Raw genomic sequence first — 13,427 nt, 5'->3', positions numbered from 1 at the left:
CCCCTACCAGCGACACTGTTGGCGCACCGGTATCAGCGCCTCTTTCAGGCCGCCGAGATCGACCCGCAGCAAGGCACCGTTGGCCGCCTGAACCTGCAATTCACGATGACCAATCCAGCGTTTGAGCTCCTCTATAGCGGGCAGACCGCGGCCATATTCGAGCAGCCATCCCTGATCCCGGATAAACCAGCTCTGACTGCTGCGAGTGGCTTGTCCATCCAGCGCGACCTCGACACTCTCCCCGCGCCACGGCGCATCCAGTCGCAAGCGGATATGGGTGATGTTGTTGACGCAGCCGATCGCCAGGGTGGCACCGCGCAGGGCCGGACGGGTCAGTACCGCCGTGCCGCTCTCCTCATCCTGTCGCAACAGGAAGGGGGAGCTATCGGGCACTCGTGCCAACTCCTGCTCCGCTATCGCCAGCCAGGACGGAGACTTGGTGCTCTCCTTGCTGCCTGATGGCATCGCCTCATTGCCAAGGGCGTCATAACAGGCGAGCCGGATCAGCGGAGATGGCTCGCGGCGACACGCTTGCCAACCCGCCATATCGAGGGGGGGGACTGCGTTGCCGGTCGCCAGCAGCAGGGGCAACAAACCCATGATGATCATCAGTTCACCTCCAGTTTCTGGCACTTGTGATCCAGGGTGCGCTTGGGAATATTGAGGCTCTCGGCCACCAGCATGCGATTGCCCTGAAAGTAGCGCAGGCGCGCTTCAATCACCGATGCCTCGTACTGCTGCATGGCCCGGCGCAGATCGCGGATATGGTTGTAATCATCCAGCGCATCGGGCAGCTCGGCACAGACCCGATCCCGCAGTTCCGGCGGCAAGGCGCCAAGCCCTACCTCTTCACCGTGACGGGTGTGGGCACAGGCCACCTCCAGCAGGTTGCGCAACTCGCGCACGTTGCCGGGGAAGTCGTAACTTTGCAGTTGCTTGAGGAACTTGCGCTGCAAGCCAGCCAGTCCCTTGTCATCCTGCGCGGCAAACTGGGCCATGAAGTGCTGGCACAGCAGCGGCACATCTTCGATATGTTCTCGCAACGGGGCGATCAGCAGCAGGCACTGGCAGAGACGATGGTAGAGGTCGGCACGGAACCGCCCCTCCTCCACATGGCGGGTCAGCGGCTGATGAGTGGCCGCGATGAGGCGAAAATCGGAGTGATACTCCTGCTCTGCCCCAAGGGGCCGGTAGCTGCGGGTTTCCAGCACCCGCAGCAGCTTGGCCTGCATGGCGGCGGGCATGTCGCCCACTTCATCGAGAAACAGGGTGCCACCATTGGCCTGCGCCACCAGCCCGGTCTTGTTGGAGAGGGCACCGGAGAAGGCTCCCTTCTGATAACCGAACAGCTCGCTCTCGATGAGATTCTCCGGAATGGCGGCGCAGTTAATGGCGACGAAGGGCTTGTTGGCGCGATCGGAGCACTTATGCACCAGCCGGGCGACCACCTCCTTGCCACTGCCGGTCTCCCCCTGAATGAGCACGGTCAGCTTGTGCTGGCCCGCCTGGGCGATCTGCTCGCGCAGGCCGCGGATCACCGCCGACTGGCCAACCAACTGCTCGCCCAGCAACTTCTCATGCTGGCGCTGGCGCTCCCCCTCCCCCTTTATCTGACGCAGGGAGTCGCGCAGCACGCTCTGATCCCGGCGGCTACGTCCCAGATCGCGGATCAGGGTGAGCTGGTTGCAAAAGACCTGGGCCAGACTGGCCAGCTCGGGGCGGGCCGCCCACTCCTGCAGCACATCGCCGCTGTCCATCATCGCCAGCACGGCAAACGGCTTGCCGTTGCCATCATTGAGTGGAAAAGCGTGCAGGCCGCACGGCTGGCCAAGGTTGGCCAGCAGTTCACGAAAACCGGCATGCTCGATGCGAGCGCCACCATGGAGGGAGTCCCAGGTGCGGGATTGCGCCTTGTGCAGCACATAGGCAAGGGGATGAGAGAAATCATCCACCGCCAGCGCCAGCGCCACCTCCTGCCCCTTGACCCACCCTTTGCACTCCAGCTGACGGCCGCTCACATCCAGCATGCCAAGCAGCAAGCCTTTGGGCTGGAAGCTGGCATTGAGGGTCGAGCTCCACCAGTGGCAGAGATGTTGTTCATCCCGTTGCGAGGTGAGCGCGAGGGCGAATGCGAGGGCTTGCTCCATGGTCAGCCCTCCACCTCGGCCACAAACTGGTGATCGGCCACCGAGAAGCGCACCCGGTTGATGGGCTCACCGGCCGAGAAGCGCTGCAACAGTTGCAGGGAGACCGGCGGCAACAGGGCGCCATCGATGACGGATTCGAGCATCCGCGCGCCGTTCTCGCTACGGTTGGCCCGCAGCAGGATCTCCTCGGCCACCTCGCTCTCCAGCACCACCTCCGCACCGAAACGCTCCTTGAGCAGCTTGACCAGCCGGTTGAGTTTGCCACCGACGATCTGCACCAGCGTGTCGTGACCGAGCGGCAGGTAGGGGATCACCTCCATCCGCGCCAGCAGGGCCGGTTTGAAGAAGGCGGCGAGCTCCGGATAGAGGGCATCCAGCAGCACATCGGGCTGCTCGGCATACTCAACGATGGTCTGGAAACCGAGGTTGGAGGTGAGGAAGAAGACCACGTTCTTGCAGTCGATGATCCGCCCTTCCCCATCCGCCAGCTCGCCCTTGTCGAACGCCTGATAGAAGAGGTTGAGCACGTCCGGATGGGCCTTCTCCACCTCGTCCAGCAGCACCACGGAATAAGGCTTCTGACGGATTGCCTCAGTCAGCACGCCCCCCTCGCCAAAACCGACATAGCCGGGCGGCGAGCCGATCAGGCGCGAGACAGTGTGCTTCTCCTGATATTCGGACATGTTGATGGTGGTGAGATACTGGCGACCGCCAAACATCAGCTCGGCAATCTGCAGCACGGTTTCGGTCTTGCCGACCCCGCTTGGCCCCACCAGCAGGAAGGCCCCCAGCGGACGGCCCGGACGACGCAAGTCGGCGCGGGCGGTCAGCAGGTGCTTGTGCAGGTGAGCCACCGCCACATCCTGCCCCTTGATAAGCTCGCCAAGGTACTCCGGCAGACGGGTCACCACATCCAGCTCCCCCTGGGAGATGCGATTAAGCGGCACCCCGGTCCACTCGGCTATCACCGCGGCGACCTGAGTCTTGTCGACGTGGGCAGAGACCAGCACCTCACCCTGTTGCAGCTCGGACAATTCTCGCTCGAGCCCGGCAAGCTGCCCGGCGGCCGCTTGCGGATCGAGCGGCGCATCGGCGAGATCCAGCGCCTCTCTGGCCAGCATCTCATCCTGCTGATCCGCCAGCAGGGCGGCACGCAGTTCGACAATCCGATGCACCAGCCCCTGCTGTTGCTGCCATCGGGCTTCCTGCTCACGCAGGTTGTCACGACAGGTCTGCTGGGCCGCTTGCAGTTCGGCGAGGCGCTCATCGTTGTCACCCAGACCAATCAGGCTCTGGCGCTCCAGCTGACGGATCTCCAGCTCGCGCTGGCGCAGTTCGTTTTGCAGGTGACTGACGGCGCGTGGCGGCGTGGTGAGGTTGATGGCCACCCGGGCACAGGCGGTATCGAGTACGTCGATCGCCTTGTCCGGCAGCTGACGGCCGGAGATGTAACGGGCGGAGAGCTGGGCCGCAGCTTGCAGCGCCTCCTCGTCAATCAGCACCCCATGGGCCTTCTCGTAGATGCTGCGCAGGCCGCGCAGGATCACGGTGGCTTCATCTGCATTGGGTTCACCCACTTTCACCAGCTGGAAGCGGCGCGACAGGGCGGCATCTTTTTCAACGTACTTCTTGTACTCGCCCCAGGTGGTGGCAGCGATGGTGCGCAGCTCGCCCCGTGCCAGCGCGGGCTTGATGAGGTTGGAGACATCCATGCCGCCCGCCTGGTTGCCGGCACCAATCAGGGTGTGAGCCTCATCGATAAAGAGGATGACAGGTCGCACGGCATCCTTGACCTCCTGCATCACCCCCTTGAAACGCTTCTCGAACTCCCCCTTGACCGAGGCTCCGGCCTGCATGGCGCCAAGATCCAGGGTCATCAGCTCCACATCGCGCAATTTTTCCGGCACCTGGCCTGCGACGATGCGCAGTGCCAACCCTTCGATCAGGGCACTTTTACCGACACCCGCCTCCCCCACCACGATGGGGTTGTTTTTGCGGCGACGGGAGAGAATGTCGATCATCAGATCAATCTCGTGATCCCGGCAGAGTACGGGGTCAAGCGCCCCCTGACGGGCCTGTTCTGTCACATTGACGGTAAAGCGGGCCAGCAAGCTGGCGTCCGCGGGCAATGCAGCCTGAGTGGCAGTACCATTCGCCGCAACGGTAATCTGGGTTTCTGCGGAATCTTTGACCCAGTCGTCGAACTGCTGGCGCAGCAGTTCGCGATTGACGTTGGCAAGCAGACGGGTCACCGAGCCCGGCAGGTAACGGTGGGGGGTCATCAGCAGCACCAGCAGCATGACGCCACTGCGCAGCTGGCCGTGTTGCAGCTCGGCGGAGGCGAGCAACCAACTGTCTTGCAGCCACTCCACCAATAGCGGCGAGAAGGAGGGATAACCCTGACCATAACCGTTATCGGCCGCCGAGGGTTGCAGCAGGCTCTTTAACTCTTCAACCTCGACCTCGGCCCGTTTGAGGATCTGGCGCACATCGCAGAGGGGGGTCTCCAGCATTTTCAGCAGCAGGTGCTCGATGCGGATCTCGGCCCCTTGATGATTGACGCAGAGGGCTGCGGCCTCCTCCAGCATGTGACGGCAGATGGGGTTGAGTCTCTCCACCAGTACCGGTAGCTCTATACGAATCACGGCGTGCTCTCCTTAGTATTTTATTTTAATAATTCGCCCAGTTGACGCAGTACGTCCTGGGTCTGGTTATCGAGTTGGTGGTGATAGAGGCCAAAGATGATGGCCAGGATCAGCGCGCCGCCCATAAACAGGGTGCGCAGGGAGACTTGCTTGCGCAGCTGGTAGCGAGATGCCTGCTGACCGAGATCAAGATGAAACACGCTGGGGGCCTCGCCGCCACTTTCAGGTGACAGCTGCTTGTGCAGTTGCTTGACGATCCGTTCAAACTCGTCACGGCCCTGGCTCATCACCTTGTAGCGCCCCTCGAAACCGAGGCACAGACAGAGATAGATGAACTCCAGAATGTCGCGATAGCGCACCGGGTCCTCCTGCAGGCGCGCCAGCAGTACGAACACCTTCTCGCCCCCCCAGGTCTCGTTGTGAAAGCGGGCCAGCAGGGAGTGTTGGGACCATTCACTCTGGCTACCCCAGTCACGTCCCATCACCGCCTCATCGATAAAAGTGCAGAGGATGTAGCGAAACGAGAGGACAACGCCGTTCTCGTAGCCCTGCGCCATCAGCTCCTGTTCGATGGACTGGATCTCGGTCACCACCCGCTGGTAGAGCTCGGGCACCCGGTCGTAGCGCGACAGCAGGCGTACCCGCTGCACCAGCCCCAGCAAGGGGGTCACCGCATCGATCATCGGGTTGATGCTCTGGCCGCGCAGGCGAAACCAGTAGTCCGAGTCCATGTCCAGCTGCTCGGCATGATCGAACAGCAGGTCGCTCAGTTGCTCGTTCTTGATAATGTCCGTGGTCATCTCTGCTTGTTTCCTTGATGCGATCACTGGCTACGGATGGCCCAGAGCTGCATGTCGAGCTCGGGGAAATCGCCGGCAATGTGGAAGGCGAGGGTGTTGCTGACCGCCAGCATCTGCCAGGCCGGGCTCTGACGGTCGAGCTGGAAGTAGCTGTAACCGGCGTGGTAGGGCAGCTGGCGCGGCGCCACCGGCAGCGGCAGCAGCGGAATCCCCGGCAGTTGCAGGCTGATGAGCTCGCGGATCTTGTCGCTGGAGGCCACCTTGGTCTGCTGCAGCAGCTGTTTGCGCAGCTGCTCCTGAGGCATGCGGGCACGCACTGCCAGCACGAAGTCGGCGCTCTGCATCAGCTCGCTCTCGCTTACCATGGCCACCATGATGCCGTACTGGTGTTTGCGCAGCTGGATGGAGACGGCACGCGGCGACAACACGGTACTGAGTGCCTGACGCAGGGCCAGCATCACCGGCTCGAAGCTCACCTGCTGGTCGTCGTGACGATAGGCGGGGAACTCGGGCGGCAGGCGGGACTCGTCGGTAAAGGTCATCAGCTCGCCGCACAGCTGCACCAGCGCCTCGTGCAACCGCTCGGGGTGCAGGGTACCAAGGCGCGCCAGATGGGAGAGCTGGGGCTGAGCGCGGTTGAGCAGCTGCAGCATCATGAACTCGGCCACATCGGCAACCCCCTGCTGACCCGGCGCCGCGATGCGTTGGGAGAGGCTGCGAGCCCGCTCGGCAACCAACCCAGCCGACTCGCCGAGGAAGCGCTTGAGGGTCGGGATGGCGGATACGCTGATGCTGCAGGGCATGAAGTTGGGATCCAGCACCAGACCGCCGTCCGGACGTTTGTCCAGGATGCGGGCGATGGCGAGCGAGGCGTAGGCGCTGCGATCTTCCCGCTCCAGCATCAGGCGCAGGCTGACCCGCCCCACTTCGAGGGAGACCACATCCCCCCCTTCGCTGTGCAGGTCGCGCACATCGTGGCGATGGGCCTGCAGTCGGGTAGCGACCTGACCGCCCTGCCCCACCTCGTTGACCCCGCTCACCGAGAGCGGCAGCGCCAGATAGACCTTCTGGTTGGCGACCGAAGCGTCGGTGATCTCCAGCGGAGTCGGCAGCATATCGTCGTTCGGGATGTTGAACACGGTGCCGTCCGGCAGGATACCTGTGGCCCCCACCAGCGCAATGCGGCCAAAGCCGAGATAATCCTCATTGATGGCGAGCGACTGCAAGCCATAGAAGTAGTCGCTGAGCGCGCTCAGGCGAGCGTGCAGCGCGTAATCCGAATGTCTCTGTTGTTGCTGGAAGTGCTGGGGCTTGATAAAGAGCCCTTCACGCCAGATAACCCGATTTCGACTCGACATGGTTATTCTTCTTCTTTTTGTAGTTCCACTTCATCCAGGCGCAGGTGCACCAGGATTTGATAGGCCATTCCCTTGCTCTTGATCTTGATGACCTTGCGCCACTCGGCGCTGTCCGGGTCGGCGTAACGTGCAATCACGCCGATGTAACGGGTCTTCTCGTCGAGCTTGACGGGGGGCAGGTATTTGAACTGGCCGGGCAGCAGGGTGTACTCCTGATGGTCGAGGTAGTTCTTGCCAAGGGCCTTCTCCACATCTGCCGTCACCTGGTCGTAGTCGGTGGCGAGCAGCCTGGAATCTTCCGCCAGCAGCACCACCTGAAACTCGATCGGCGCCGCCTCCCCACTCTCGTTGGGGTTGACGTCAGGCTCCGCCAGCAGGCTCAGCCCCAGGGTGGAGGGCTGGTCATCGTTGCTCCCCACCTGGACATCCGGGTTCATGACCACATCGGCCATCTTGCCCATGGTGGTACAACCGGCCAGGGCCAGCAGACAGGCCCCAAACCACAGTGCACGTATCATCAAATCAGTCCCTGTTGCTGACGCACGGCCTGGTCATAGGCCTGGGCGTAGACCTGATGGAACAGCTTGTCGAACCCCTGCTGACGGGCAGAGGTGAGCTCGCGGTAGTAGTGCTGGTACATGTTCCAGGCCCACCCCTCATCAGCCATCCCCGGCGCGCCGCTGCGGCGGTATTGCTCGAAACGGCCGAGCAAGGCTTCCGGCGAGAAGGCCTGCAGGATGCTGTCGAGCGCCGCACTGATGGCCTGCTGGTTCGCCACGTGGTGAATGCGCACGTTGTGCAGGCTCTCGGCCACCGCGGCCGGCGCGCTCAGGTGCACCGGGCTCTTCTGCTCGGCAAACAGCACCGCCAGGGTCTCGTCATAATCAAGGCCAAGGCGCAGCGGGTTGTCCTCGATGGGGCGCAGGTGCTTGTCTGCCAGCGCAGCCTGATCGCTTTGCAGTTGCAGCAACCCCTCCACCATGGCCCGCACTGTCTTGCCCATCTCTTCGAGCATGTCGTGAGCCTGTCGGGTGTCCTGCAACTGCAACGGCTGACCCAGCCCGCGCATCAGCGGCGTCAGGGCAACATGATCGACTCCCTCCTGCGGCATGAAATCGGGATGGTTCTCGATGTTGGGCATATCCAGAAATTCTTGGTTCATGGTGTTCTCGACAGCAGAAAAAGGGGCAAGGGAGAGGGTGTCCATCTCCGGTTGAAAATGCGGTTGAGCCTGCGGCTGGGTATCCATCAGCGGGCCAGGAGCCGCACGCTCCTGCTGCAATGCCAGCAGGGGGTCGACCGCCAGGGTCCGAGGATCATCCAGGGTCTGGGTGTGGTGGTGATCGCTGGCCAGCCACTCATCAAGCTGTTCGGTTGGACGGTTGCCCAGCACCTGCTGCAGGCTCTGCTCGGGGGAAATGGCACCGAGATAGGCGCGCAGCCGGAACGGGCCGACCACCAGCTCGTCCCCCTGCTCCAGATGCACCTTGCGAGCCCGCCCGATGGGCGAGGTGGCACCATTGATGTAGGTCTGGCCGCTCAGATCGCACAGGCAGAAACGACCATCATTGAGCTCGACCCGGGCATGGGCCGGCATCACCGCCCCCAACCTGTCTCGCAGTTGCCAGTCATCCTGTTCGGAGGAGCCCAGGGTGCCTCCCATCTCGTCGAAGCGATATTGCACCTGCTGGCTGCCGTCGAGCTGCTCGCTGTTAAGCACCACCAGAGATAGTTGCTGGTTAAAGTCGTCCACATTCACTCCTGCACGTATTCCTACACTGAATTTCTGTGCTTATTCCTGTACACAGATCGTCACGAACGGATCACTCGGCGGTTGGCCGAGAAAGGTACTCCACCCCAGACGGGCACTCTGCTCTTCACCAAGTCGCAGCCCCTTGGCCTGCTCCTGGCCGAAGCCAAGCCGCAGATCCCAGGCCAGCTGATCGCGCAAGATGAAGGAGACAAAGGTCACCAGGGCGTGGAAATGCTCCCCGTTCGGGAGAAATCCGAGAAACTGGCCAAAACTCAGATCATTGATTTTCAATAAAAACTTGCCGGCACAATCATTGACCTTGTCACCGATGACGAAGTCCTGCCCCAAGGTAACGCCAGCGCCGCCCAGACGGTTTTGCTGCTCCTCATGGATAGGCACCTTGCGCCACTGCCAGGCGCTCACCTCTACATCCGCCAGATCGAAGCAGTGGGCCACCAGACCGGCGACCACCTCGGGCGAGCGGCTGGGGCTGGCCAGCATGCCCGCATAGGAGAGCATCTTGGCGCGGTTGACCGGCAGGCTCTGGCAGACGGCGTCGTTGCCAAGCCCCACCAGCGCAAACATCAGGCGGGAGAACCCATCCTCACCGTCGTCCTGAAAACGGACGTGGTAGCGATACTTGCGCCAGATCCGGTGCAGCAGGGTCAGCAGACGGTGGTGGAAGAAATCCAGAAACAGGCCGAGCTTCTGCTCACCCTGGGCGTACTCCCACGCCAATGAGTCGAGGTAGTACCCCGGCATCGGCGACTGGCTGCCGTGCAGACCCAGAAAGGCCACTTCCAGCTCGTGGCGCCCCTTCTCGTCGCGGCCAATCTGCAGCACGTCACTGGTGGGAAAGCCCAGCGATGCGGTCGCCTTGAAACGAATATTCTCGTCACTTGGCAGGTGGTCGAGACCACGCTCCTGATCGGCGCCATCGAGCCGGTTGAGCAGCTCAACCAGCTGGAAGAAATTAAAACGGGGCGCCTCGTTGGCGGCGCTCACATCAGGGAGTGCTGACCGATCTGGACTGGCCACTGATAGCGCTCCTTGTTATCGAGATTGACCACCTCAAGCAGGTGGAAGGCGTTGACGCTGGCATAGAGCGAGAAGAAATGGGCCAGCACGGTACTGAACAGATAGAGCTCCCCTTCGCTGCCAAAGGCGGACTGACGGATGGAGAGCACCGACTTGAGCCCCCGCACCGGCATGCCGCGCACCAGCCTGTCCACCGGCTTGGTCTCGATCTCCTCGATGCCCGCCAGCCGCTTGCGCGACGCCTGCTCCGCCTGCTTGTCGTGCAAAGCGGGAAAGTCGTAGGTACGCAGCACCTGCACCAGGGCATCGCGGCGCAGCAGAGAGACATAGTTGAGCGACAGGTTGGAAATCAGGGTCCAGTGCAGGCTGCCATCCAGTGCCGGGCGCAGCGGCCGGGTCGGCCGGATCAGGTTGCGGAAGGTGGCAAACGAGGGCGAGCTGCCGGTCGGCACGCAGATGCTGCCGACCTTGAGGCGGGCGGCGCGGGAGCGGTTGGTACAGGTAAGCGTCACCGAGATGGATTCATCGAGATCGACCGTGGTGGTTTCATCGCCCCGCACAAACGAGAGGCTGTGCTCGAAACCATCACCACTTACCGACTCCCTGACGCGCACCCGGTAATAGAGCGCCAGCCGCTGCTTGGCCCGCTCTATCTGGTGCTGAAAACTTTCGAACGGCTGATAGATGCGCGGCGTGCCGCGAGAGCGCCCCAGATTGCCCTCGACCCAGCCTTCAACCTGATCCACCGAGAAAATTTCGAAACTGTCCGCATAGCGATAGCTCGCCTTGAGCGGATATTCCGCCTGACGGCCGTTGAGATTGACCGGCTCGCTGTCGTGCTGGAACAGGTTGATGGCCGGCACACAGTTGAGCATGAAAGAGTCGGGACGGATCTTGAGTTCCGCCGGCAAGGGCCGGTCGAAACAGAAATGAATTTTGAATTCACTCACCGGCAGCGGCTGTTTGGGCCACTCGCCACCGGAGAGTTCGAAGAAGAGGAAGCTCTCCGGAAAGCAGAAATACTCCTGCAGGATCCGGTAGCCGGAATAGACGTTGTTCGGATAGGGCAACAGCGCATCGTCGCGCTCGAAGCCGACCGATTTAAGGGCCCTGGCCTCCTGACGAAAGCGCTTGCCGTCGATCTCCAGCTCGATATGGGAGAGCTGGTTGGCGAGCCAGAAGTAGAGCTCATACGCGGTGTAGCTGTCGCCACCCAGGAAGAAGCGCAGCTTGTCCAGCTGCAACTCGCTGAGCAGCAAGGGGGCATGCAGGGCAATATCGAGCGAGATGGTCGAAAGATCGTTGCCACTTTGCGCCGTCACCTCGCGCATCTCGGCCGGATAGACCCAGGCATCGTGACAGGTTTGAAAATGACAGGTCACATCGTCAATAGGCAGACTGTCGAGTTGGCAGCCCTGCTTCACCAGCGCGGGCTGGGCGATGGCCCCCGGAATAACCGAAAACTGCATGATGGTCATGCTGGGGACGGGACGCAGGTAGTTTGGCCAGAGCATATTGAGCAGACCGTGGGTCAGCTCGGGAAACTCGTCTTCAATTTTTGCGCGCAAGTTGCCCGTGAGAAACGCAAAGCCTTCCAGCAGGCGTTCCACATCCGGGTCGGTATTCTGCTCCGACAAAAAACGGGTGAGTTCGGGATAGCTATCGGCAAATTCGCGCCCTTGCAGGCGCAAAAAAGCCAACTCATCCCTGAAGTAATGTTCCAGCGACATTGATCAGACCATGCGGTAGTGACGGTGACTGTCCATATGGACGTTGAACGAGGTAACTTGCTCGATATGCTCCAGCCGCACGTGGGCCGTCACCTGAAACGACATCTCGAGCGGACTCGCCTGATAGTCGGGTGAACGGACATCCACATGCACAATCCGCGGTTCATAACGACGGATGCATTGCCGGATCGCTTCGCGGATCCGCCCCTTGATATCCGCACTGCCCTGAGTGGCGTCATTGAGATCGATGACGCCAAGCTCGGGAGCACTGCGGCAATTGCCGGGACGGGTGTTGAGGATCTGTTCGAGCTGCCGCTTGACAGAATCAACCAACTCCTCAACCTCCGAACGGGGAGAAGGGCTCAGCCCCTCCCCCCGTATGCGATCGAACAGGCTGGCCGCATTTCCTCTATCCCAGGAAGAGAGATACGGCATCGGGCCTTATTCCTTGTCCAGTCGACCTACCAGAGAGAGCTCGAAGCTCGCCCCCATGTACTTAAAGTGCGGGCGCACTGACATGGCAACCTGATACCAGCCCGGCTCCCCTTCCACATCCAGCACCTTGATCTGGGCGGCGCGCAGCGGACGACGGCTGCGGACCTCTGCCGGCGGATTTTCCTGATCGGCCACAAACTGCCGGATCCAGCTGTTCAACTCCCGTTCCAGATCCTGACGCTCCTTCCAGGAGCCGATCTGCTCGCGCTGCAGCACTTTGATGTAGTGCGCCAGGCGGTTGATGATGAACATATAGGGCAGTTGGGTGCCCAGCTTGTAGTTGGTTTCGGCCTCGCGTCCTTCCTTGGTGTTCGGGAACACCTTGGGCTTTTGCACCGAGTTGGCAGAGAAGAAGGCGGCGTTGTCGCTGTCCTTGCGCATGGTCAGGGTGATGAAACCCTCTTCCGACAGCTCGTATTCACGACGGTCAGTGATCAGCACTTCGGTCGGGATCTTCGCCTGCAGCTGACCCATGGCTTCATAGACATGCACCGGCAGATCGTGGATGGCACCACCGCTCTGCGGACCTATGATGTTCGGGCACCAGCGGTACTTGGCGAAACTGTCAGTCAGGGAGGTTCCCATCAGATAGGCGGTGTTGCCCCACAGATAGTGATTGTGATCCGAGCTGATATCTTCCTGATAGTTGAAGCCCTTGATGGGATTTTCAGTCGGATCATACGGCAGACGGGCCAGGAAGCGCGGTGCGGTCAGTCCCAGATAACGGGCATCTTCCGACTCGCGCAAGGCGCGCCACTTGGTGTAGGCCGGCCCTTCGAATACCGATTTCAGATCCTTGATGGAGGGCAGATCGGTAAAGCTGTCTACACCAAAAAAGGTCGGTGCAACGGAAGAGATGAAGGGGGCATGAGCCATGGCGCCGACCGCGCTGACATACTGCATCAGCTTGATATCGGGTCCGCTGTGGGTAAAGGCGTAATCACCGATCACGGCACCCACCGGCTGACCACCAAACTGTCCATAACCGCTGGAGTAGACATGCTTGTAGAGACCGGACTGGGTGATTTCGGGGGAAAACTCGAAATCTTCCAGCAGCTCTTCCTTGGTGGCGTGCAGCACCTGGACCTTGATGTTCTCGCGAAAATCGGTGCGATCCACCAGCAACTTCAGGGAGCGCCAGGAGGACTCCATCTCCTGCAGCGGCTTGGCATGGAGGATGACGTCCATCTGCTTGCCGAGCTTCTTGTCGAGCTCGACAATCATGCTGTCCACCAGTGCCTTGTTCACCGGACTGCTGGCAGTACCGCTATCCAGAATGTTGGCGATCAGGGCTGCGACCCCCTGCTTGGCGACGCTGTAACCCTCATCAACCGGGGTGATGCGCGCTTGTGCCATGATTTCGTCCAGCAAAGAGGACGAGGAGGCGGCATTCGCCCCCGCTTGAACCTGTTCTTCGACCAAAGACATGTTTGTTCCTTCTCGTTCAGTCAATACAACCCG

The 13,427-nt window shown here is 61.4% G+C and carries 11 protein-coding genes; all 11 read right to left on the bottom strand.

Annotation, left to right across the window (positions count from 1 at the left end; all coding sequences use genetic code 11):
• Positions 1-3: 3 nt before the first annotated feature.
• From vasI to tssC, 11 genes are read right to left on the bottom strand one after another with little or no spacing between them, the layout of a single operon-like run.
• Positions 4-609 (bottom strand): type VI secretion system-associated protein VasI, encoded by a 606-nt coding sequence (vasI, locus tag G5171_RS03815; RefSeq protein ID WP_216978375.1) that lies wholly within the window; start codon positions 607-609, stop codon positions 4-6.
• Entirely contained in the window at positions 609-2,147 is a 1,539-nt protein-coding gene (locus G5171_RS03810; RefSeq protein ID WP_005347300.1) for a sigma-54 interaction domain-containing protein, read from the bottom strand. The genes vasI and G5171_RS03810 overlap by 1 nt, the downstream gene beginning before the upstream one ends.
• Positions 2,148-2,149: 2 nt before the next feature.
• Positions 2,150-4,792: a type VI secretion system ATPase TssH gene (gene tssH / locus G5171_RS03805; RefSeq protein WP_421259852.1), complete on the bottom strand. Its 2,643-nt coding sequence runs from the start codon at positions 4,790-4,792 to the stop codon at positions 2,150-2,152.
• Between the two features lie 20 nt (positions 4,793-4,812).
• Complete coding sequence (icmH, locus tag G5171_RS03800) at positions 4,813-5,592, bottom strand: type IVB secretion system protein IcmH/DotU (protein ID WP_005347302.1); 780 nt, start codon at positions 5,590-5,592, stop codon at positions 4,813-4,815.
• A 23-nt stretch (positions 5,593-5,615) separates the two neighbouring features.
• On the bottom strand, positions 5,616-6,950 hold the full coding sequence (tssK, locus tag G5171_RS03795; protein ID WP_421259851.1) for a type VI secretion system baseplate subunit TssK: 1,335 nt from the start codon (positions 6,948-6,950) through the stop codon (positions 5,616-5,618).
• Positions 6,951-6,952: 2 nt separating this feature from the next.
• A complete protein-coding gene (tssJ, locus tag G5171_RS03790; protein WP_421259850.1) occupies positions 6,953-7,468 on the bottom strand; it encodes a type VI secretion system lipoprotein TssJ in 516 nt (171 codons plus the stop codon).
• Positions 7,468-8,703 carry a type VI secretion system-associated FHA domain protein TagH gene (gene tagH, locus G5171_RS03785; protein WP_421259849.1) on the bottom strand — a complete coding sequence of 412 codons (1,236 nt, stop codon included), beginning with the start codon at positions 8,701-8,703 and terminating at the stop codon, positions 7,468-7,470. The genes tssJ and tagH overlap by 1 nt, the downstream gene beginning before the upstream one ends.
• A gap of 39 nt (positions 8,704-8,742) precedes the next feature.
• Positions 8,743-9,741 carry a type VI secretion system baseplate subunit TssG gene (tssG, locus tag G5171_RS03780; RefSeq protein WP_005347306.1) on the bottom strand — a complete coding sequence of 333 codons (999 nt, stop codon included), beginning with the start codon at positions 9,739-9,741 and terminating at the stop codon, positions 8,743-8,745.
• Positions 9,705-11,471 carry a type VI secretion system baseplate subunit TssF gene (tssF, locus tag G5171_RS03775; protein WP_216978371.1) on the bottom strand — a complete coding sequence of 589 codons (1,767 nt, stop codon included), beginning with the start codon at positions 11,469-11,471 and terminating at the stop codon, positions 9,705-9,707. Before tssF ends, tssG begins: the two co-directional genes overlap by 37 nt.
• Positions 11,472-11,474: 3 nt before the next feature.
• Positions 11,475-11,906, bottom strand: coding sequence for a type VI secretion system baseplate subunit TssE (tssE, locus tag G5171_RS03770; protein WP_005347308.1), 432 nt, complete (start codon positions 11,904-11,906; stop codon positions 11,475-11,477).
• Between the two features lie 6 nt (positions 11,907-11,912).
• On the bottom strand, positions 11,913-13,394 hold the full coding sequence (gene tssC / locus G5171_RS03765) for a type VI secretion system contractile sheath large subunit (RefSeq protein WP_216978370.1): 1,482 nt from the start codon (positions 13,392-13,394) through the stop codon (positions 11,913-11,915).
• Positions 13,395-13,427 lie beyond the last annotated feature (33 nt).

It is taken from the genome of Aeromonas sp. 600774 (assembly GCF_049175075.1).
GTDB classification, from domain to species: Bacteria; Pseudomonadota; Gammaproteobacteria; order Enterobacterales; family Aeromonadaceae; genus Aeromonas; species Aeromonas veronii_A.
Note: the sequence above shows the minus strand (reverse complement) of the source record. Positions and strands in the feature narration are given on the sequence as shown.

Bases quoted from the DNA above. Each gene is read 5' to 3' on its own strand.
- vasI (WP_216978375.1), bottom strand. From the start codon at position 609: ATGATCATCATGGGTTTGTTGCCCCTGCTGCTGGCGACCGGCAACGCA.
- G5171_RS03810 (WP_005347300.1), bottom strand. From the start codon at position 2,147: ATGGAGCAAGCCCTCGCATTCGCCCTCGCGCTCACCTCGCAACGGGAT.
- icmH (WP_005347302.1), bottom strand. From the start codon at position 5,592: ATGACCACGGACATTATCAAGAACGAGCAACTGAGCGACCTGCTGTTC.
- tssK (WP_421259851.1), bottom strand. From the start codon at position 6,950: ATGTCGAGTCGAAATCGGGTTATCTGGCGTGAAGGGCTCTTTATCAAG.
- tssJ (WP_421259850.1), bottom strand. From the start codon at position 7,468: ATGATACGTGCACTGTGGTTTGGGGCCTGTCTGCTGGCCCTGGCCGGT.
- tssF (WP_216978371.1), bottom strand. From the start codon at position 11,471: ATGTCGCTGGAACATTACTTCAGGGATGAGTTGGCTTTTTTGCGCCTG.
- tssE (WP_005347308.1), bottom strand. From the start codon at position 11,906: ATGCCGTATCTCTCTTCCTGGGATAGAGGAAATGCGGCCAGCCTGTTC.
- tssC (WP_216978370.1), bottom strand. From the start codon at position 13,394: ATGTCTTTGGTCGAAGAACAGGTTCAAGCGGGGGCGAATGCCGCCTCC.